The sequence below is a fragment of the Klebsiella sp. HC6 genome (assembly GCF_022605325.1).
In the GTDB taxonomy this organism is placed as follows: domain Bacteria; phylum Pseudomonadota; class Gammaproteobacteria; order Enterobacterales; family Enterobacteriaceae; genus Klebsiella; species Klebsiella terrigena.
The window spans coordinates 2,690,519-2,710,448 of the sequence record NZ_CP093276.1 but is presented as its reverse complement, the minus strand read 5'-3'; the positions used below and the strand labels follow the sequence as shown (position 1 = coordinate 2,710,448).

17 protein-coding genes and 3 tRNA genes are annotated in these 19,930 nt (G+C 56.8%); 12 read left to right on the top strand and 8 right to left on the bottom strand.

The window, feature by feature from the left end; all coding sequences use genetic code 11:
* Positions 1–135: 135 nt before the first annotated feature.
* On the top strand, positions 136–1,284 hold the full coding sequence (cfa, locus tag MMW58_RS13195) for a cyclopropane fatty acyl phospholipid synthase (protein ID WP_123708177.1): 1,149 nt from the start codon (positions 136–138) through the stop codon (positions 1,282–1,284).
* 201 nt (positions 1,285–1,485) lie between these two features.
* Here cfa and MMW58_RS13190 read toward each other — a convergent pair whose 3' ends face one another.
* Entirely contained in the window at positions 1,486–2,124 is a 639-nt protein-coding gene (locus MMW58_RS13190; RefSeq protein ID WP_241723563.1) for a riboflavin synthase subunit alpha, read from the bottom strand.
* A 217-nt stretch (positions 2,125–2,341) separates the two neighbouring features.
* Here MMW58_RS13190 and mdtK point away from each other — a divergent pair, with 217 nt between their 5' ends.
* Positions 2,342–3,715, top strand: a complete 1,374-nt coding sequence (gene mdtK / locus MMW58_RS13185) for an MdtK family multidrug efflux MATE transporter (RefSeq protein WP_133599507.1) — start codon at positions 2,342–2,344, stop codon at positions 3,713–3,715.
* Between the two features lie 35 nt (positions 3,716–3,750).
* On the opposite strand, the gene MMW58_RS13180 is transcribed toward mdtK, so the two are convergent.
* Complete coding sequence (locus MMW58_RS13180) at positions 3,751–4,659, bottom strand: LysR family transcriptional regulator (RefSeq protein ID WP_133599505.1); 909 nt, start codon at positions 4,657–4,659, stop codon at positions 3,751–3,753.
* A 107-nt stretch (positions 4,660–4,766) separates the two neighbouring features.
* Here MMW58_RS13180 and MMW58_RS13175 point away from each other — a divergent pair, with 107 nt between their 5' ends.
* From MMW58_RS13175 to MMW58_RS13155, 6 genes are all read left to right on the top strand, one after another.
* The gene (locus MMW58_RS13175; protein ID WP_241723562.1) at positions 4,767–5,396 is read left to right on the top strand and encodes an NADPH-dependent F420 reductase; all 630 of its coding nucleotides are present in this window, start codon (positions 4,767–4,769) and stop codon (positions 5,394–5,396) included.
* Between the two features lie 186 nt (positions 5,397–5,582).
* The gene (asr, locus tag MMW58_RS13170; RefSeq protein WP_241723561.1) at positions 5,583–6,008 is read left to right on the top strand and encodes an acid resistance repetitive basic protein Asr; all 426 of its coding nucleotides are present in this window, start codon (positions 5,583–5,585) and stop codon (positions 6,006–6,008) included.
* Positions 6,009–6,077: 69 nt separating this feature from the next.
* Positions 6,078–6,161 (top strand): small membrane protein YdgU, encoded by an 84-nt coding sequence (gene ydgU, locus MMW58_RS30435; RefSeq protein ID WP_455430947.1) that lies wholly within the window; start codon positions 6,078–6,080, stop codon positions 6,159–6,161.
* Positions 6,162–6,561: 400 nt separating this feature from the next.
* Positions 6,562–6,638, top strand: a tRNA-Val gene (locus MMW58_RS13165).
* 4 nt (positions 6,639–6,642) lie between these two features.
* Positions 6,643–6,719 (top strand) — tRNA-Val (locus MMW58_RS13160).
* 3 nt (positions 6,720–6,722) lie between these two features.
* Positions 6,723–6,799, top strand: a tRNA-Val gene (locus MMW58_RS13155).
* Between the two features lie 302 nt (positions 6,800–7,101).
* On the opposite strand, the gene MMW58_RS13150 is transcribed toward MMW58_RS13155, so the two are convergent.
* Entirely contained in the window at positions 7,102–9,369 is a 2,268-nt protein-coding gene (locus tag MMW58_RS13150; protein WP_133599501.1) for a TonB-dependent siderophore receptor, read from the bottom strand.
* Here MMW58_RS13150 and MMW58_RS13145 point away from each other — a divergent pair.
* On the top strand, positions 9,368–9,673 hold the full coding sequence (locus MMW58_RS13145; RefSeq protein WP_133599499.1) for a hypothetical protein: 306 nt from the start codon (positions 9,368–9,370) through the stop codon (positions 9,671–9,673). The genes MMW58_RS13150 and MMW58_RS13145 overlap by 2 nt on opposite strands.
* A gap of 452 nt (positions 9,674–10,125) precedes the next feature.
* Entirely contained in the window at positions 10,126–11,736 is a 1,611-nt protein-coding gene (locus tag MMW58_RS13140) for an FAD-NAD(P)-binding protein (protein WP_241723560.1), read from the top strand.
* Between the two features lie 46 nt (positions 11,737–11,782).
* Here MMW58_RS13140 and MMW58_RS30310 read toward each other — a convergent pair whose 3' ends face one another.
* Positions 11,783–11,941 carry a hypothetical protein gene (locus tag MMW58_RS30310; RefSeq protein WP_371823000.1) on the bottom strand — a complete coding sequence of 53 codons (159 nt, stop codon included), beginning with the start codon at positions 11,939–11,941 and terminating at the stop codon, positions 11,783–11,785.
* Between the two features lie 181 nt (positions 11,942–12,122).
* Positions 12,123–12,308: a con-10 family general stress protein gene (locus MMW58_RS13135; RefSeq protein WP_133599493.1), complete on the bottom strand. Its 186-nt coding sequence runs from the start codon at positions 12,306–12,308 to the stop codon at positions 12,123–12,125.
* A 500-nt stretch (positions 12,309–12,808) separates the two neighbouring features.
* Between MMW58_RS13135 and MMW58_RS13130 the strand changes: the two genes are divergently transcribed.
* A complete protein-coding gene (locus MMW58_RS13130) occupies positions 12,809–13,693 on the top strand; it encodes an SDR family oxidoreductase (protein WP_241723559.1) in 885 nt (294 codons plus the stop codon).
* 223 nt (positions 13,694–13,916) lie between these two features.
* Complete coding sequence (locus MMW58_RS13125) at positions 13,917–15,134, top strand: MFS transporter (protein ID WP_241723558.1); 1,218 nt, start codon at positions 13,917–13,919, stop codon at positions 15,132–15,134.
* A 66-nt stretch (positions 15,135–15,200) separates the two neighbouring features.
* On the opposite strand, the gene MMW58_RS13120 is transcribed toward MMW58_RS13125, so the two are convergent.
* From MMW58_RS13120 to MMW58_RS13110, 3 genes are all read right to left on the bottom strand, one after another.
* Complete coding sequence (locus MMW58_RS13120; RefSeq protein ID WP_045858634.1) at positions 15,201–15,836, bottom strand: carbonic anhydrase; 636 nt, start codon at positions 15,834–15,836, stop codon at positions 15,201–15,203.
* A gap of 151 nt (positions 15,837–15,987) precedes the next feature.
* Positions 15,988–17,637 (bottom strand): OFA family MFS transporter, encoded by a 1,650-nt coding sequence (locus tag MMW58_RS13115; RefSeq protein ID WP_241723557.1) that lies wholly within the window; start codon positions 17,635–17,637, stop codon positions 15,988–15,990.
* A gap of 272 nt (positions 17,638–17,909) precedes the next feature.
* On the bottom strand, positions 17,910–19,688 hold the full coding sequence (locus MMW58_RS13110; protein ID WP_241723556.1) for a sigma-54 interaction domain-containing protein: 1,779 nt from the start codon (positions 19,686–19,688) through the stop codon (positions 17,910–17,912).
* Between the last annotated feature and the right edge of the window lie 242 nt (positions 19,689–19,930).

Here is a 19,930-nt window from a genome sequence, read left to right as displayed (position 1 = left end):
GGCAAGGGTTATCTCCCTTCCTCTGTTCTACGTCGGATAGCAGCTTCACGGATTTTCCGTGAGATTTCTCACAATGCCAAAAAAAGCGTCTACGCTGTTTTAAGGTTCTGATCACTTGGGCGTGATGGAGAAGCTATGAGTTCATCGTGTATAGAAGAAGTAAGTGTACCAAATGACGACTGGTACCGAATTACAGCTGAGTTGCTCGGTCGTGCGGGTATTGAAATTAATGGCCCCGCTCCCTCCGATCTACGGATAAAAAACCCCCTCTTTTTTAAGCGCGTGCTGCAGGAAGGGTCTCTGGGGTTAGGTGAAAGTTATATGGACGGCTGGTGGGACTGCGAGCGTCTGGATATTTTCTTCCATAAGGTGCTGCGCGCCGGGCTGGAAAACCAGCTTCCCCGCCACCTCAAAGATACGCTGCGTATTGCTGCCGCTCGCCTGTTCAATCTGCAAAGTAAAAAACGTTCCTGGATAGTCGGCAAAGAGCACTACGATCTCGGCAACGACCTCTTTAGTCAGATGCTCGACCCCTATATGCAATATTCCTGCGCTTACTGGAAAGAGGCGCAATCTCTGGAAGAGGCTCAGCAGGCTAAATTAGATCTTATTTGCCGTAAGCTGCAGCTTGAACCGGGGATGCGGGTGCTGGATATTGGCTGCGGCTGGGGCGGTCTGGCCTATTACATGGCAAAAAATTATCACGTTAGCGTGGTTGGCGTTACCATTTCTGCCGAACAGCAAAAAATGGCCCAGCAGCGGTGTGAGGGATTAGACGTCACTATCCTGTTACAGGACTATCGCGACTTACATGATAGTTTTGATCGCATTGTTTCCGTCGGTATGTTTGAGCACGTGGGGCCGAAAAACTACGCCACCTATTTCGATGTCGTCGACCGGAATATGAAAGCGGACGGTCTTTTTTTACTGCACACCATCGGTTCAAACAAAACGGACCTGAGCGTCGATCCGTGGATCAATAAATATATCTTCCCTAACGGCTGCCTGCCGTCGGTTCGCCATATTGCAAAAGCCAGCGAAACGCATTTCGTGATGGAAGACTGGCACAATATAGGCGCCGATTACGATACCACGCTGATGGCCTGGTACGAGCGGTTCCTCGCCAGCTGGCCGGATATTGCCGATAACTACACCGAGCGCTTCAAGCGCATGTTTAGCTATTATCTCAACGCCTGCGCCGGCGCCTTTCGCGCGCGCGATATTCAGCTGTGGCAGGTGGTGTTTTCTCGCGGCGCCGAGAGCGGCCTGCGCGTCGCGCGCTAGATCCTGACCTGCACTCATCATGCCTGCCGGTGCTCTCACCGACAGGCATTTTTTTTCCCCGTCCCGTATTTGTTTCCGCAATAGCGGACGTTCAGCGATGAGAAATGGCGCCGCGGAGTCTGGCATCCCGCTGAAATCGGCGAACCGCAGGCTGCAGGCCGGGAGCTAAACGGCAGCCCCACCGTAGCGAACGGCCGGCGACTATGACTCTTCCGACGCCTTTTGCACCGCCTCTTTCGCCGCCAGCACCCGCTCTACGGTATCGACCACCGCCTGCGTCTGCGGGTCAATCTCGATATTGACCCGATCCCCCAGCTTTTTCGCCCCAAGAGTGGTGCGCAGCAGCGTTTCCGGGATCAGGTGCACGCAGAAGCGCGTTGGCGTGACTTCGCCAACCGTCAGGCTAATGCCGTCAACGCCGATAAAGCCTTTATACAGAATGTACTTCATCAGCGTCGGATCCTGGACCTTGAACCAGATCTGGCGGTTATTTTCCGAGGTCAGGATCTTAACCACCTCCGCTGTGGTCATAATATGGCCGGACATCAGATGGCCGCCGATTTCATCGCTGAACTTTGCCGCGCGCTCAACGTTGACCACGTCCCCCTGACGCACGGCGCCGAGGTTGGTGATGCGCAGGGTTTCTTTCATCAGGTCAAAACTGATGCGCGCGCCGTCGATCTCGGTGACGGTGAGACAGCAGCCGTTATGGGCGACCGACGCGCCGGTTTCCAGTCCGTCGAGCATGTGCTCAGGCAGTTCCACCACGTGGGTACGAAAATTGGGCTTCTCATCGATGGACACCACTTTAGCGGTCCCCTGCACAATGCCAGTAAACATGCTTTGCTCCTGTAGAAATGGCTCACAATATATTAATCGGGAACAATAACAGGTGGTAAATAAGGTTGCCAGCACGCATCGTGCCCTACCATTTTTTCACTGGCTTAATGGCTAATCCTCGCTACAATAGACTGGCTAATCCCTCTGCTTTTTCTTCTTGCTGCCATTAACGGCGGCTTTTTTAGTCTCAAAATAACAACAATATAAAGGTGTACAGGTGCAGAAGTACTTCATTGAAGCGCGTCAGTTGTTAGCACTGGCTATTCCCGTCATCCTTGCGCAGGTGGCCCAGACCTCAATGGGCTTCGTCGACACCGTCATGGCGGGCGGCTACAGCGCCACAGATATGGCGGCCGTCGCCATCGGTACCTCCATCTGGCTGCCGGCGATCCTCTTTGGCCACGGCCTGCTGCTGGCGCTAACGCCGGTCGTTGCACAGCTCAACGGCTCCGGGCGCCGCGACCGCATTGCGCACCAGGTGCGCCAGGGTTTTTGGCTGGCGGGGTTCGTCTCGGTGCTGGTGATGGTGGTGCTGTGGAACGCCGGCTATATCATCAGCTCAATGCATAATATTGACCCGGCGCTGGCGGATAAAGCCGTCGGCTACCTGCGCGCGCTGCTGTGGGGGGCTCCGGGCTACCTCTTCTTCCAGGTTGCGCGTAACCAGTGCGAAGGCCTGGCGAAAACCAAGCCGGGGATGGTCATGGGCTTCATCGGGCTGCTGGTGAATATCCCGGTCAACTACATCTTTATCTACGGTCATTTCGGCATGCCGGAGCTGGGCGGCGTGGGCTGCGGCGTGGCAACGGCTTCCGTGTACTGGGTGATGTTTTTCAGCATGATCGCCTGGGTGCGTCGGGCGCGCTCAATGCGTGATATTCGGGGCGCCGAGGGGTTCAGCAAGCCGGATTTTGCCGTCCTCAAGCGCCTGGTTCAGCTCGGGCTGCCGATCGCGCTGGCGCTCTTTTTCGAAGTGACCCTGTTTGCGGTGGTTGCGCTGCTGGTTTCTCCGCTGGGCATTATCGATGTCGCCGGCCATCAGATTGCGCTTAACTTCAGCTCGCTGATGTTCGTTTTACCGCTGTCGCTGGCGGCGGCGGTCACCATCCGCGTCGGCTTCCGCCTCGGCCAGGGCTCAACCCTCGATGCGCAAACCTCCGCCAGAACCGGCGTCGGCGTTGGCGTCTGCATGGCCGCGATCACCGCGATTTTCACCATCCTGATGCGCAAACAGATCGCCCTGCTCTACAACGACAACCCGGAAGTGGTGGTGCTGGCCTCCCAGCTGATGCTGCTGGCGGCGATATATCAGATCTCCGACTCCGTCCAGGTCATCGGCAGCGGGATCCTGCGCGGCTATAAGGATACGCGCTCAATCTTCTTTATTACCTTTACCGCCTACTGGGTTCTGGGACTGCCGAGCGGCTATGTGCTGGCGTTAACCGATATTGTCGTCCCGCGCATGGGGCCTGCCGGCTTCTGGTGCGGGTTTATTATCGGCTTAACCTCCGCGGCAATCCTGATGATGCTGCGGATGCGCTTCCTCCAGCGTCAGCCGTCGAGCGTCATTTTACAGCGCGCAGCGCGCTAACCGGCAGCGGTGCCCCGTTTTCGGGGCGCCGTTTCTCAGCGATAGCCGGGCCCGCGCGGGCCCAGCGCCTCTCTCAGCGCCTCGACAAAGCATTTGATTTTGGTCGTTCGTCGGCGTCCTGCCGGCACCAGCACGTGCATCGGTCGCGAAGGGCCGGAAAACCCCGATAAAACCTGCACCAGCCTGCCCGCCTCAACCTCAACTCTCAGCACCTCTTCCGGTCCGAGGGTGATGCCGTGCCCGGCGAGAGCGGCGTTCATCAGCGCTTTCCAGTCGTTCGAACGAAAGCGCCCGGCGGGTTTAACCTCCACCGTGGCGCCCTCCCTGGTGAACTGCCAGCGACAGGCGTTCATGGCCGACCAGTGACCGTAGACCAGGCAGGAGTGGTGCTGCAGATCCGCCGGCGTCTGCGGCTCTCCGTGGCGCAAAATATAGTCAGGAGAGGCGCAGGCTATTAACCGGTAAGGGCGCAGCGGCCAGGCAACCATGGTGCTGTCGGCCAGCTCGCCAATGCGTATGATCACCTCGAACTCCTCTTCTATCGGGTCGACGATGCGGTCGCTGAGGGTCAGCTCGACCTGCACCTCGGGGTAGCGGGCGAGATAGTCGGTGATGAACGTCGAGAGCGCGTGTGAACCAAAGGTAACCGGCGCATTGACTCTGATAATACCGGAGGGAGTCGCCTTCATCTCCAGCGCCAGCGCGTCGGCCTCGGCGACTTCGTCCAGCACCAGGCGGCAGCGCTCATAGTAGCTGCGGCCGATATCGGTCAGGGTTTGCCGCCGCGTCGTACGCGCGATAAGCGAGGTGCCGAGATGCGCCTCGAGGGCCGCTACGTGGCGGGCAACCATCTGCGGCGACAGCTGCAGCTGCTCGGCGACGGCGGCAAATGAGCCGGTTTCTGCCGCCTTGACGAAAACCTTCATGCTGGTGAGCTGATCCATTATTCACTCATTTTAGTTGTTTATCATGCAACCATCTTACGATTTATCTTCTGTGACGAGGGAATTAAATTTATTCCCTCAATGAGGCAATTTGTCAGGAGTCAAAGATGAAGATCGGAATAATAGGCGCCGGGTTTGTAGGACGTTCCATCGCTAAGCTTGCGCTGCAGGCCGGCCACGACGTGATGCTCAGCAACTCACGGGGACCGCAGACGCTATTCAGCCTGGGGCCGATGATCGGCTGTCAGGTGGGCAGCGCGGACGAGGCCGCCGAGTTTGGCGAGGTGGTGGTGATTGCCGTCCCCCTCAGCGCCGTCAGCGCGCTGCCGGTCGCCGGTATTAAAAATAAGCACGTTATCGATGCGGTCAATTACTACCCGCAGCGGGACGGCGACATTGCCGAGCTCGACTCCGGGCAAACCACCACCAGTGAATTACTGGCGCGGATCCTGCCCGCCGCCAGAATAACCAAAGCCTTTAACGCCATTCCGATGACGCAGCTGGAAAGCGATGGCTTACCCGCAGGGGCGGAAAATCGCCGGGCGCTGCCGCTGGCGGGCGATGACGCAGAGGGGAAAGCCATCGCCGCCGCGCTGTACGACGCCTTTGGTTTTGATGCCCTTGACGTCGGGCCGCTCAGCGAAGGATGGCGGTTTGAACGCGGCACACCCGCCTATTGCGTACGCATGACCCTCCAGGAGCTTGTCTCAACGCTTGCCCGAACGCCTCGCCGCTAATCACGGCCCACTCCGCTAACGCTTTCTCGTTAGCGGATAACCTCTTACGCTCTCCCGCCACCTCATCGTACATTCGGTTACCTGCCGATACCAAACACTCACTGAACTCGCGCCATGACCGGCATATAGTTGTTTCAACAGCCCCGCAGTGGGGTTAACTGAAGAAACATTTTCGAGGATATCAGAATGAAAAAAGTATTAGCTCTGGTCGTTGCCGCTGCTATGGGTCTGTCTTCTGCTGCTTTCGCTGCTGATGCGGTAAGCACCACTCAGGCTCCGGCTGCTGCAACTCACAGCACCGTTGCCAAGACCACTCATCACAAAAAACATCATAAAGCCGCCGCTAAACCGGCCGCAGAGCAGAAAGCTCAGGCTGTGAAAAAACACAAAAAAGCAGAAGCTAAACCGGCCGTAGCTCAGAAAGCTCAGGCCGCTAAAAAACACCACAAAGCCGCAGCTAAACCGGCCGTAGCTCAGAAAGCTCAGGCCGCTAAAAAACACCACAAAGCCACAGCTAAACCGGCCGTAGCTCAGAAAGCTCAGGCCGCTAAAAAACACCACAAAGCTAAACACCACGCTGCCGCTAAACCTGCTGCACAGCCGGCTGCATAACTAACCCGGTTAGTCTGGTATCGTAATAAATCGGCGCTGCTTCAGCGCCGATTTTTTTAGGAGAGCACTATGCTGCAACGCTATCGTTTTGAGCTCATTCTGATCCTGCTGATAATCTGTGCCCTCTTCACCCTTCGTCTTATATTTAAATAACGCCCAGCGTTCCCCTTAATTAAAAAGGCCGCAGCAGCGACCTTGTTCATATCAAAAATACAAAAGCGTTACGCCAACGCTTATTATTAAGTACGACGCGTCACTTCAAAGACCCCTGGCACAACTTCAATCACCGCGAACTGTCTGTATGAAGTCCCGGTTGAGGTATACGGCTTCGCCTGCACGTCCCGGTCTTCAAGCTGCACTACCGCATTAATCCGCGTCAGCAGGCATAGCCCGCGGGCAAACAGGGCAAGAAATATCCTTTATCATCAGCAAAATATAGACAATATGAGTAAAACTTCCGCAATCGCGTCTGTTCTGCAAGAAAAGTGACGTTTGCCTCTTGCCACAACCTCTCCCGATCGCTAATATGCGTCCCCGTTGTCACCACAACATTGCGTTCATAGCTCAGTTGGTTAGAGCACCACCTTGACATGGTGGGGGTCGTTGGTTCGAGTCCAATTGAACGCACCATAAAGCGTTTATAGCTCAGTTGGTTAGAGCACCACCTTGACATGGTGGGGGTCGTTGGTTCGAGTCCAATTAAACGCACCAAATGCGTCCGTAGCTCAGTTGGTTAGAGCACCACCTTGACATGGTGGGGGTCGGTGGTTCGAGTCCACTCGGACGCACCAGATTTTCTTAATCTGGTGCATTTCCCTCGAAAGAAGCGCTTCCTGCAGCCGTTCATCCCTATTCGATATCCCCAGTTCCACGACATTAAAACCTATTTAATACCCTACGCCTGATGCTACCCGGAGATCCCAAACTCCAGTCGTGACCAGATCCGTCAGCGGCACGCACCGCAGATGCTTTTAGCGCCAGCAATCCGCTCGGCAAAGGCTACGGACAACTCATCAAGCTTCCCTTTGCCGTTTTAGCTGACGGCAAAAAAAGCCGGAATAGCAAAATATTCCGGCCCGCGATCGATGATGCCTTAGAAATGCGTATTCACGCTCACATAGAACGTCCGCCCCGACTCGTTGTAGGTTTCCGCGCCGGCGCCATACAGATAAGCCCCGGTTGTCGAGTTCCCTGTGGTCTGCGCATTACCGGCGCGATAGTGGCGAATATCAAACAGGTTATCCACGCCGCTGGTCAGACTCAGGTTCTTATTGACGTCCCAGGTCGCGCTTAGCCCAACAATGCTGTATGGACTGACTTCGTTTAGTTCGCTTGCGGATACCGCCTCACCTTTATAGTTAAAGCGCTTCGGTTTCTGGCGGCCATACCAGGTGAAGGTGCTCTGTAAAGAGAGATCGTCACGCACCTGCCAGCTAAGGGTCGAGTTCAGCGTGAACTGCGGAATTACCGACAGGCGATCGCCGGTGGTCTTGTTCTTGCTCTGCAGCATCCACGTCAGGTTGTTGCTCCAGCTAACCGTTTCGCTCACCGGCAGACTTAGCGAGCCTTCCAGCCCTTCTACCAGCGCCTTCGGCACGTTTTCCCATTGATAGATATTGGTCGTGCCGTTGCTGGCCGTGCCTACCGCCGAGTAACCTGATTCAATCTTGTTACGGTAGTCGTTGCGGAACCAGGTCAGCCCCGCCTGATAGCCCTCGTGCTTATACTCAAGGCCGATCTCTTTGTTAACGCTGGTTTCGGCCTTCAGATCGCTATTACCCATCAGATAGCAGGCGGAACTGCTGGCGTAGCAGCCCTGGCCGTTACTGTACAGAATGTAGTTCGGGTTGAGCTGGTAGAGATTCGGCGCTTTATAGGCGCGGGCAATCCCCAGCTTCAGCGTCCAGTCATCGGAGAGCCCCTGGGAGAGGTTCAGCGATGGGCTCCAGTTATTGCCGACAATACTGTGGTGGTCAAAGCGCAGGGCTGGCGTCAGCATGGTGCTATCGGTCAGCGCGATATTGTCTTCGGTAAACAGCGAGAAAATTTCGGCGCTGGAGTACGGGCTGCGCCCGGTTGCCGGGATGCCGTCGATGGAGCCATAGGAGAGAGACTGGGTGGTCGACACGCCATCCTTCATCCGCTGTTGGTTCCACTCGGTACCCAGGGTCAGATTCTGCTCAACCCCGAGGGTAAACGGAATATTCACTTCACTGTGCAACAGCACGTCAGAGAGGTCGATATCCGAGAATTCGCTGCTGGAGAAGATGCCCTCCGTTCCGCCCGCCAGCCCTTCGCTCATCCGCGAGTTGCGGGTATGTTCATACTGGGCGTAGCTGTTGCTGGTCACCCCGTTATCCCAGCCGCCGGTCCAGGTCACGCCGTAGGTCTGGCGATAGAGGCGGTTGGTCTCCTTGCCGTACATGCTTTTCACCAGCGTGCTGGTGTTGGTGTTCTGCGTGTCGCCGGCGTAAAGGTTGCCCTGACGGCTGTAGCCGGTTTCGAACTCCAGCGCCTGCATCGGCGCAAACTCCCAGCGCAGCTTGCCGTGGATATCTTTATTCACGACGCCTTCGCGCCCTGCAGGATAGGATCCCGCATAGGTTCCGGTTCGTGCCGCTTCATGGCCGGAGTTAATATCCTGGGCATCGGCCTGCGTCTTGCTCAGGTTACCCCATAAATTAAAGCTAACCGCATCCGACAGCGGACCGTTCAGGCTGAAGTTCGTGCGCTTCGTCGAGCCCTCTTTACGGTGCTGAGGGGCGTTCATATAGGTATTCCAGGAACCATGCCACTCGCTGCTGGTCGGTTTAGTGACGATGTTCACCACGCCCCCCATCGCGCCATTGCCGTAGCGGGCCGCCGCCGGGCCGCGAATAACGTCGATATGATCGATCATTTCCGCCGGTACCCAGCTGGTATCACCGCGCGTGTCGCGGTCTCCGCGCCAGCCATAGCGCACGGAGTTACGACTGGTCACCGGTTTACCGTCCACCAGTATCAGCGTATTTTCTGGCCCCATCCCGCGAATATCGACCTGGCGGTTATTGCCGCGCTGACCGCTGGTGGAGTTGCCCGTCAGGTTGACGCCGGGCTGGGTGCGAATCAGTTCGGAGACGTCGCGGGCGGGTGGATGTTTGCGGATTTCATCGGCAGTGATGGTGGAGACGCCGGGGGCCTGGAGAGTCTGCGCGGCCGCGGTAACCACCATCGTTTCGTCGTGGTTCTCCGATGCGGTTGCCGCAGCGGATTTCTTCGTTTCATCTGGCGTGCTGTCGTCGGCGGCCTGCGCCGGCAACCCCACTCCCCAGATAGCCATATGAATCAGCACGGCCAGCGAGTAGTGTGAATAATGTTTCATGGAATATGCCCTGTTTTCTTATTTTGCCGTCGGGGCACGCCTTCTTCATCCGTCAGATAAACAACGGCAGCGACCTCCAGGCACAGAACATCTTCTCTGGTTTTGGCGTAAGCAGGCGCCTCCCGATATTATATCGGGATATCAATTACCCCTTTTCACCAAAAATAAAAATTCCGCCCTGGAAAAACGAAGAGACAAACGCACCACGCTATTCTTTGATAGCGTATTCCGAACAGCGCCCAATAGGATTATTGTGCCGCTCCACGTTATTAAAAATGAGATTCATTATCAAGCCGATAATTAACAGACAGAAATAAAAACAAAATACAACAATAAAAACAGCAAGATACAAATACACTCAAGACAACTTAATTACAGAAAATAAAATCCAATGAATTACATCCACATTAAATAAACACAATTTAATCATAATATCATCACAATCATTAAATTCGCAATTCGTTTATTACCTCAAGAACAATACCGCCCGCGTTAATTCCCCCCACCCTCTCCATGATTTTCAGCTCCTCATACCGGCAGGCTAACGCTGCGCAATTGACAACAACAAAAGATGATTTTAAGTCCCCTTTAATGAAAGGCGGCTCCCGCAGCTTCAGTCAACTATTCGCCAGCAGATACAGGCACTTTACCGTTGCCCCGCGATCCCTCGTTTATACTTTGGTCAGTGCCCTTAGTTACGCCTTCAGCGTCAGCCCGATAACGGATGGCTGCGCCTAAAACAACGAGCCCATATCAATGAAGAAAATTGCGATTATCGGCGCCGGACCGACGGGGATTTATACTTTTCACGCCCTTTTACAGAACGCGGTACCGCTTGCCGTCTCCATCTATGAACAGGCCGACCGGGCCGGCGTCGGGATGCCCTATAGCAAGGAAGACACCGCGCGGATGATGTTGGCGAACATTGCCAGCATCGAAATCCCCCCCATTTTCTCAACCTATATCGACTGGCTGCAGGGGCTGAGCGTTGAGCATCTGGCGCGCTACGGGGTGCGCAAAGAATCCCTGCATGTCCGGCAGTTCCTGCCGCGCCTGCTGCTGGGTGAATATTTCCATGACCAGTTTCTGCAGCTGGTGGCGACGGCCCGCCGGCGCGGATTTGAGGTCGCGATCCATGAATCATGCCGGGTGGAGGATCTGCAGGTCACCCCCGAAGGCGTGATGCTCTGCGCCCAGGGGGTTGCAGAACCCGCGCATTTTGACCTTGCGGTTATCGCCACCGGCCACGTCTGGCCTGATGACGATACCACCCCGCGAGCCCACTTCCCGAGCCCGTGGTCGGGGCTAATGAGCGCGCGCATCGCGCCCTGCCGGGTTGGAATTATGGGAACGTCGCTGAGCGGAATCGATGCCGCCATGGCGGTTGCCGCACAGCACGGGGAGTTTGTGGAGGCCGAGGACCGGTCGCTGAGCTTCCGGCTGGATCGCGACAGCGAAGCGCTGGAAATGGTGATGATGTCCCGCTCCGGGATCCTGCCTGAAGCCGACTTCTACTGCCCCATCCCCTATGAGCCCTTAACGATCGCCAGCGACGAGGCGATTGCCCGGCACATCGCCGCCGGAACCGAGGGGCTGCTCGACCGGGTCTTCGCGCTGATGGCGCAGGAAATTGACGCCGCCGACCCGCAGTGGAGCCGGGAGATAGCGCTGCGCTCGCTTAACGCCGACAGCTTCCACGATGCCTGGTTCGCCGCGCGCAGGAAGAGTGACCCTTTCCGCTGGGCTGAGGCGAATCTCATCGAGGTCGAGCGCAACAAGCGCGACAGGCGCACGGTGGCCTGGCGCTACGCAATCCTCAGACTGCATGAAGCGGTCCAGGCCATCGTCCCTCATCTCGACTCGCGGGACAGCGAGCGGTTTAGCGCCGGCCTGGCGCGGGTGTTTATCGATAACTACGCGGCGATCCCATCGCAATCCATTCGCCGCCTGCTGGCGCTGCACGAGGCCGGCGTTATCAGCATTCTCCCGCTTGGGCCCGATTACGCCATCGCCATAGAAGATAACCTGACGGAAATAAGCGTTGGCCAGTCCAGGTATGCCTTTGAGGTCTTTATCGATGCCAGAGGGCAGAAGCCGCTGAAGACCAAAGACCTGCCGTTTCCGACTCTGCGCCGGCAGATCCTCGCCGTCGGGGACGCTATTCCCGACGTTGGGGAAGACTACACGCTGCTGGAGCCGGAGATCGTTCGCGGGCGCATTGCGTTTGGCGCGCTGCCCTATCTCATGCACGACCGCCCGTTCGTTCAGGGGCTTACGGTCTGCGCGGAGATCGGCGCCGCGATGGCTAAAGCCGCATCGCAGCCGGCAGCGCGCCCGCGGCGGTGGCTGCCGTTTATCGAGCGCTAGCCGCCATTGACGCTTTCGGGCGGGCATCGGCGCTAGGGCCCCGCCCCTAGCGTTGGTCGGGAGCCGGCTGCCAGGGGTCCTTTTTGCGATCTTCGCTATCATCCCTTTTACGCGGTATTTCCCCCCGTTCGCGGGGATCGTCTCTTGCCGGATGGCGGGCCGGTTTATCAGGATCGTTTACCCTGGACTGGGACAACTGGGACATAGTATTTATCCTCCGCTGCTGGCTGCGGTCGTTAGGCAAAGAGCAGACTCTTTAACAGACGATGCAGATATATAGCATTGATGCCGGTGCGTTGACGCTGTGGGCAAAAAAATGCGGGCCAGCGGCCCGCAGGATATATGACGCTGACGATCGCGTTACGCTTTATGCCAGACCGCGGGAATTAGCTGGCGCCTGATTTACGCCCGCCGCCGTGGCTATTCTCACCGCCCTTTTTCCCGGCTTCTGAAGCACGCTGAGGATCGTTTTTAAAATTCCCCCCGCTATGCTGACCGCCTTTACGACCGGCTGCAGATGCTTTTTCCCGGTCCTGCGCGAAATTACCCGATCCACCTCTGTGCTCTGCCATAATGCTACCTTTCGGTTGGTTTATGAAAAATGATTCGCTATGACAAATCATCGCCGTCGAGAGTTAACACTAAGTGATATGAAGCCGGTGTCAAACCGCCGGACCGCTTATCCGGCGGGCCAGCCGCTTAAAAACGGCGCCAGAAATAAGTTTAAACATCTCATTTTATCCGGCATAACTCTCAACAGGACAACCTATTAAGCGGCGCCGAGCTATTTTTTATCGGTAAAATCCAGCGTGTTTGTAAAGAAGGTAAAATTAATATCATCCGCTCGCCGGATAATAATCCCCGCCCCGGCAGCTGGAACAATCCTAAAATTTCATTCGGCCCACATCGGTCGCCAGGGTAAAAACCTGACGACTAATCAGTCAATTGCGCATGGCATTCCCATGATGACCGCATAATAACATCGGCACCGCAGCTTACTTAATTCCTAAAATATTTTTTCATGCCGGCCATCGGGCCTATGCTTAATATTTACCTGAACAGAGGAAATTATATGAGCGACCACGCCAAACTCAGCGCACAATATCCCCGCCCTCCTTTTGCCGACCAGCCGCAAACGCCTCCCGGCCTGGCCTCGGAGATGCTGCCCGTTCCCGATCATGGCGAGGAAAGCTACGTTGGCTCGGCCAGGCTGTCCGGCAAGAGGGCGCTGATTACCGGCGGCGACTCGGGTATCGGCCGCGCGGTGGCCATTGCGTTTGCTCGTGAAGGAGCGGACGTGGCGATAAACTATCTGCCGGAGGAAGAAGCCGACGCCGAAGAGGTCATCGCTCTGATTAAGGCCGCAGGGCGCAAGGCGGTAGCTATTCCCGGCGATATTCGTAGCGAATCCTTCTGCGAAGCGCTGGTTGAAAAGGCCGCCAGAGAGCTGGGCGGTCTGGATATTGTGGTCAATAATGCCGGGCGTCAGCAGTACTGCGACTCGCTGGCAGAACTCACGACGGCGGATTTTGACGCCACCTTCAAAACCAACGTCTACGCGCCGTTCTGGATAACCAAAGCCGCGCTGCGCCATCTCAAAGAGCATAGCGCTATCATCAACACCTCCTCGGTTCAGGCCTTTAAGCCGAGCCCAATACTCTTTGATTACGCCCAGACCAAGGCCAGCCTCGTGGCCTTCACTAAATCATTAGCCAAACAGCTGGGTCCGAAGGGGATCCGCGTCAACGCCGTTGCGCCCGGTCCTTACTGGACGGTTCTGCAGTCCAGCGGCGGCCAGCCTGAGGAGAAGGTCCGCCAGTTTGGTGCGGATACCCCGCTCGGTCGCCCGGGACAGCCGGTCGAAATCGCCCCGCTGTACGTGACGCTGGCCTCCGACGCCTGCTCGTTCACCTCCGGCCAGGTCTGGTGTTCGGACGGCGGCGATGGCGTGCTGTAAGCCGTCCGCCAGCACGGCAGAGGACCCGATAGCGTTGTCGGCGCGCCGGCGTTGACAACGCTACAAATATGCAATATTAAATTAACACATTCACTCCTCCCCGACGGATCCCCGGTTATGTAATGTCCTGACAATAAGCCCGATAACGGTTGTATTAATTTTCAGCTAACGGCGGCTAGCCCGTGGCTGGAAAAGCAATTTTTCGCTTATTACGGACATGACAATGATTCGAATCCTTCTCCAGACCATGGCGAATAAGCCGTGGCTACGCCCGCTCGCTCTCGCGTTTCTGATCTCCTCGATAGGCAACGGCATCACCTGGATCGTCGTTTTTGGCGAGCTAATCCGCCTCTCGGCCCCCGTCGCATCGCTGGCTCTCGCCTACGTTCTCTCCACCGTCCCCGGACTGCTCGGCAGCATCCTGGGCGAACGCTTTTGCCAGCGCCTGAGCCCCTTTACGATCCTGATACTCGGCGAAGGGCTCGGCCTTATCGGACTGGCAGCGCCGTTTTACGCCGTGGCGATTGACTCTATCCCGCTGCTGCTCATCGCTCAGGCGGTCGGGGCGTTCACCACCGGCATGACCTTCCCGGCGCTGAGTCAACTCTTCAAAACCGGCCTGAACGAAGAGGAGCTCCCGGTCGCCACGACGCTCGAAAGCATTATTTTTGCCGGCAACGTGCTCTGCGGCATTGGTCTGGGATTAGTCCTGCGGGGATATATGAGCGCGACTCATCTTCTGCTTATCGATCTGCTGAGCTTCGCCGCCGCCCTCATCCTCCTCGGGCGGGCGAAAACGCACTTCAGCGCGCATTTTGTCAATCACATCCGCAGCGTACCCCCGCTGCGCTGGCAGACCCTGACCCATTCCCAGCGCCGCGCGATGCTGCTCCTGCCCCTTTTGGCCGCGGCGGGCGCGCCGGCAATGGCGCTGCTGCCGGGGCTGGTCCCCGGGGCGCTCTCATCAGGCTCGCCGGAACAAACGATCGCCCTGGCGCTGCTTTTTACCCGCAGTCTCGGCCAGCTGATTGGGCCACTGCTGCTCAATCCCGCGCGTTTTGAAAAAAACAGCAGCAGCAACGGGCTGTCGATCGGCTGCCTGGCGATTTTTCTGCTGTGCTACGGGCTGCTCCCCTTCGCGCCGTGGCCCGCTGCGGCGCTGGCGCTGGTCTTTGTGGCGCATATTTTCTCTAATGTCGTGTTCTCCCTCGCCGTCTACGCGCTGCTCAGAAACTTCGAGCGGCAACAGGTGCCAGCCGCGATCGCCAGAAGCTACCGGCGACAAATGACGGTCTCGGCGATCGTCTCTCTCGGCGCGGGATACTGCGCTGAGGCTATCGGAGCCGCCGGCTCGCTCTATCTGTTCAGCGGAACGGGATTTATTTTGAGCGTCGCGCTGCTGGCGATCGGCAAAGCCTCTATCAGACCCGAGCAGGCGTAGCGGAGCGTTTATCAGGAGGATGACGGCGAAGTGCGGGATGCAGGGCTTCCATGCCCTGTAGAAGAGCTACTCGAAGAAAACTTCAGGGTTTTCAGAGAGCGAGACGAAGGATTTGGTATTTTTATCGAGGGCACCAATCGCGCCGCTTTCGATATCATATACCCAGCCGTGCAGGCGCAGCGCGCCGTCGCGCAGCCCGACGGCTACCGACGGATGCGTTTTGATATTGTTAAGCTGGGCGATAACGTTCTCTCGCACCATCGCATTCACTTTATCGATTTCGCTATCCCAGGTTTTGCTGTCAACCACCGCTCTTGCCGCATCGGCATAGTGCAGCCAGTGGGAAACCGCCGGCATGGAGTCGAGGCACTGACAGGTCGCAACCGCCGTCATCGCGCCGCAGTTAGAATGGCCGCAAATCACGATATCGGTCACCCCGAGGGCAACAACTGCGTACTCGATGGTGGCTGAGACCCCGCCCGGTTCCGGCCCGAAGGAAGGCACGATATTACCCGCATTACGAATAACAAAGAGCTGTCCAGGATCCTGCTGGGTCACCAGTTCTGGCACCAGACGGCTGTCGGAGCAGGAGATAAAAAGCGCTTTGGGATTCTGGCTGGAAGCCAGGCTACGAAAGAGCTCTTTACGCTGGGGGAAGATCTCTTTTTGGAAGCTGAGGAAACCCTCAATGATATGTTGCATAGCAGTGTCTCTTTTCTCTGTTTTAATTACGGTATGACAAAGATCACAGTATGTAGTGTATCACCGACGGGTCGAATGGGAATTATTTTGATAAACGGCGATTTAGCGAGCACCCGGCCGATGCCCCGGCGGGCGCTTGCCTGACGGACAGCTACATAAAGAACTTCACCGCCTGTTGGAAGGTGCTCCCTATTCCCCACAGCAGCGGCACCCCTACCGCGAACCAGCTCAAGGCCATCAGCGCCCGCGACGGCCGCGGCTCCCAGCTGAGCTGCGCGTTCTCATTCACCGTATACAGCCCCTTCGCCTGCTGCTGTTGCTGGGCGGACATGGCATATTTTTGCGGCATCGGGCGGATCAGCTGGTTGCAGATCAGGCCGATAACCAGCAGCCCGGTGAGGACCATCAGCGTAATATCGTACACCCGCTGCGGAGCAAGCCCCTGGGCCAGCTGATATTCTCGTAAATAATTCACTAAAACCGGGCCGCTAATACCGGCGGCGGACCATGCCGTCAGCAGACGCCCGTGAATCGCCCCCACCATCTGCGCGCCGAAGATATCGGCCAGATAGGCGGGAATAGTGGCAAAGCCGCCGCCGTACATCGAAATGATAACGCACAGGGCGCAGACGAAAATGGCGACGTAGCCGCCGTGGTTGATCAGCGGCAGGGAGCCGTACAGCGCGGCGCCGAGAAGAAAAATCATGGCAAAGGTCATTTTCCGGCCGCAAAGATCCGACACCGAAGCCCAGAAGAAGCGGCCGATGATATTAAACAGGCTCAGCAGCCCGGTAAAGCCAGCCGCCATGGTCGCGATGCGCCGCAGCTGGTCGGCGTTAAGCTCGTGCCATTGCAGACTCGTCGCCAGCAGCTTGCCGGCAAAAATCTCCTGCAGCATGGGTGAGGCCATCCCTAAAATACCGATCCCGGCCGTCACGTTCAGCCACAGCACCAGCCACAGCAGCCAGAACTGCGGCGTGCGCCAGGCTACGCTGACGTGTACCTGAATGGTGGAGTGCGCGCTCATCACTTTTAGCGCCTTCTCCCCGGCAGGATGCCAGCCCATCGGCGGCAGCCGATAGCCGAAGGTACCGCAGAGCATAAACAGGGCATAGATGACCGACAGCGCCAGAACGCTCTGCCAGACGCCGTTACCCGTCGCGTCGGCGAAAAAGTTCATCAACGCGTTTGCCAGAGGCGCCCCCACCAGCGCGCCGCCGCCAAAGCCCATTATCGCCATGCCGGCGGCCATTCCGCGCTTATCGGGGAACCAGCGCAGCAGGGTCGAGACCGGTGAAATATAGCCCAGCCCAAGGCCGACGCCGCCAATAACCCCGGCCCCCAGCCACAATAGCCAGAGCTGATGAAAATAGATGGCGACGCTTGAGAGCAGCAGCCCGCCGCACCAGCATAGCGTTGCGATGAAGCTCACCAGCCGCGGCCCGACCTTTTCCAGCCAGCTTCCCCACAGCGCCGCGGAGCAGCCGAGAAAGACAAAAAACAGCGTATAGGTCCAGCCCAGCAGCGAGATTTTCCAGTCGCATTCGCGGGTAAAAAGCTGCTGCCAGAAGGACATCGTGACCGGGCACTGCAGCGACCCGCTGCCGCCCACCAGCTGCGACATCGGCAGCCAGAAAACGGAAAAACCGTAGGCCATCCCGATACAGAGATGCACCGCCAGCGCGGCCGGCGGCACCAGCCAGCGGTTAAATCCCGGTCGGGCGATAATGCGCGGTTTTGAAAAATAAGCGTGTCGCGAGGGTACGGATGAGGGAGCGATATTGTCATTGGTTTGCGCCATGTTCCTGTCCTTATCATGTTTGCTACCTGCCGCCGCGGCGGCCGAAGAGAACATCACAAGGCAAGAACGGTGCCATTCATCCCGTTAAGACTATGAAATGGCGACTGAAGCGAGCAAGCACGACGGCGGATCGCTTTGAACATCGCGCTCAAAAAACGTACAAATCCAAATTCAGCAAATAGCGGCAACGCGGCAGGTGCCCGGTAGCGATTTTGATAACCGGACTCTCAGAGTGATACGCGGGGCGCTTTCGGCCCCTCCGGCCGGCGCTTTTACAGCCCCACCAGCTCATATTTTTTAATCTTACGATACAGGGTGGCAATACCAATACCGAGCTCATCTGCCGCCTGCTTTTTATTGCTGTGGCGGGTTAACGCCTCGCGGATCATCTGCCTTTCCATCTCCTCCAGCGCCGTGACGCTCTCCTCTTCTCCCGGCACGCTCACCGGGAGGGCTGCGCCGGGCTCACGCTCGGCAAGCCTGGCGCCGCTGATAATATTGGGCGGCAGCAGCGAGGCGTCGATAACCTCGCCCGAAGGCACCACGTTGACCAGATACTCCATCAGGTTGCTCAGCTCGCGAATATTTCCCGGCCAGCGGTAGCCCTTCAGCATGGCAACGACCTCCGGGGCCACGCCGGGGTAGACCAGCTCAAGGCGCCGGGTATGCAGCTGCAGAAAGTAGTGGATCAGCAGCTCGATATCCTCCTGACGTTCCCGCAGCGGCGGCAGCATCAGAGGAATCACGTTGAGGCGATAGTAGAGATCTTCGCGGAATTTACCGGCCACGATAAACTGCTCAAGATTTTGGTTAGTCGCCGAAATAATGCGGATATCGACGGGCACCGGATGGCTGGCGCCGACGGGCTGGATTTCGCGCGATTCAATCGCCCGCAGCAGCTTAGCCTGCAGCGTCAGGGGCATATCGCCAATCTCGTCGAGAAACAGGGTACCGTGGTTTGCCGCCTGGATAAGCCCGGTCTTGCCGTTCGCCGAGGCGCCGGTAAACGCGCCCTTGACGTAGCCAAAGAGCTCGCTTTCCAGCAGCTGGTCAGGGATGGCGGCGCAGTTAATGGCGATAAAAGGTTTGGCCTGACGATCGCTGAGCTTATGTATCGCTCTGGCAACCACCTCCTTCCCGGTGCCGCTTTCGCCGGCAATCATGACGCTTGAGGGGCTGGGGGCGATGCGGCTAATCAGCTTTTTCAGCTGCCGCATCGGCCGACACTCTCCCACCATCTGCTCAATCTGCGGCTCCTCCACCGAGGCGCTTAAATTCGAAGAGGAGTGCGATTGATGGAAGGCCATTAAAAAAAGCCACTGGTCCTGAACCGCGTGCAGCTGGCCAATAATCATTTCGGTCTTGTTATCAAATGAGATCACGTGCTGCATATGACCGCGCGTGAAATTATGCTCAAAGGTCAGCGGCCTGAAATTAATGAGCTGACCGATCATATTCCCCTGGTTCGCCCCGAGAATCTTTAACGCCGTGTGATTGGCAAATTTGACCTTCTGATCGTGACCGACAACCAGAACCCCCTGGTCCATATTTTCAATCATCGTTAAAAACATTTTCTGGATATTATCGCTGCCGCCCTGGTCCTCCAGCAGTCGCGAAACAAATATCGATGAAACGTGGCGGACATAATCGGAAAACTCGCGCAGGTTGTCATTAATACGCTCCTGCTGCTCGCAGGTTAATGCCACCAGGCTAATGACCCCTATGCACTGCTCCTGATAAATAACCGGGGTCCCCAGAAAAGCTTTCTCTTTACAGCTATCTTTACTGGTACATCCTTTACACAGGGGATCGAAGCGGGAATGGGTTACCACCTTCTCTTTCTTTGTTTCAATAATGTAGCGCAAAAGTCGCGAATCTGTATTTAATTTGCGTCCCAGTGATTTAGCATAAACGCCGGTCCCGGCAACCCGGCACAGCGTGTTATCAACAATTTCAACTTCGAGCTGAAGCACGCTGGATAGCATCCTCGCAAAGCGCTGGATGGTTGGCTGAATCTGCATCAAAACGGAAAATGTGTTAGAGGGCATCATAATAGACCTTTTATATCACTAACCAACTGAGATATCTGGGATATGTGATTGTTCTTATTCTTCGGCCATGATACTAACTCAGCCGCCAACAATATTTGACAGAGGCAGGTTTCTTTTTCACTCCTTGACGAAAATATGTAAGAAGTATCACATTTCCATATCAATATGAGAATTGACGCGGCGTATTTATCACTTTGGTGGCTTTTTACGCCGCCGCCAGGGGTATATCTCTTAGGGGACTT

Bases quoted from the DNA above. Each gene is read 5' to 3' on its own strand.
- MMW58_RS13115 (WP_241723557.1), bottom strand. From the start codon at position 17,637: ATGGCGCAAACCAATGACAATATCGCTCCCTCATCCGTACCCTCGCGA.
- MMW58_RS13175 (WP_241723562.1), top strand. From the start codon at position 4,767: ATGAAGATCGGAATAATAGGCGCCGGGTTTGTAGGACGTTCCATCGCT.
- MMW58_RS13140 (WP_241723560.1), top strand. From the start codon at position 10,126: ATGAAGAAAATTGCGATTATCGGCGCCGGACCGACGGGGATTTATACT.
- MMW58_RS13135 (WP_133599493.1), bottom strand. From the start codon at position 12,308: ATGGCAGAGCACAGAGGTGGATCGGGTAATTTCGCGCAGGACCGGGAA.
- MMW58_RS13190 (WP_241723563.1), bottom strand. From the start codon at position 2,124: ATGTTTACTGGCATTGTGCAGGGGACCGCTAAAGTGGTGTCCATCGAT.
- MMW58_RS13130 (WP_241723559.1), top strand. From the start codon at position 12,809: ATGAGCGACCACGCCAAACTCAGCGCACAATATCCCCGCCCTCCTTTT.
- asr (WP_241723561.1), top strand. From the start codon at position 5,583: ATGAAAAAAGTATTAGCTCTGGTCGTTGCCGCTGCTATGGGTCTGTCT.
- MMW58_RS13120 (WP_045858634.1), bottom strand. From the start codon at position 15,836: ATGCAACATATCATTGAGGGTTTCCTCAGCTTCCAAAAAGAGATCTTC.
- MMW58_RS13110 (WP_241723556.1), bottom strand. From the start codon at position 19,688: ATGATGCCCTCTAACACATTTTCCGTTTTGATGCAGATTCAGCCAACC.
- MMW58_RS13150 (WP_133599501.1), bottom strand. From the start codon at position 9,369: ATGAAACATTATTCACACTACTCGCTGGCCGTGCTGATTCATATGGCT.
- MMW58_RS13125 (WP_241723558.1), top strand. From the start codon at position 13,917: ATGATTCGAATCCTTCTCCAGACCATGGCGAATAAGCCGTGGCTACGC.
- cfa (WP_123708177.1), top strand. From the start codon at position 136: ATGAGTTCATCGTGTATAGAAGAAGTAAGTGTACCAAATGACGACTGG.
- ydgU (WP_455430947.1), top strand. From the start codon at position 6,078: ATGCTGCAACGCTATCGTTTTGAGCTCATTCTGATCCTGCTGATAATC.
- MMW58_RS13180 (WP_133599505.1), bottom strand. From the start codon at position 4,659: ATGGATCAGCTCACCAGCATGAAGGTTTTCGTCAAGGCGGCAGAAACC.
- MMW58_RS30310 (WP_371823000.1), bottom strand. From the start codon at position 11,941: ATGTCCCAGTTGTCCCAGTCCAGGGTAAACGATCCTGATAAACCGGCC.
- MMW58_RS13145 (WP_133599499.1), top strand. From the start codon at position 9,368: ATGGAATATGCCCTGTTTTCTTATTTTGCCGTCGGGGCACGCCTTCTT.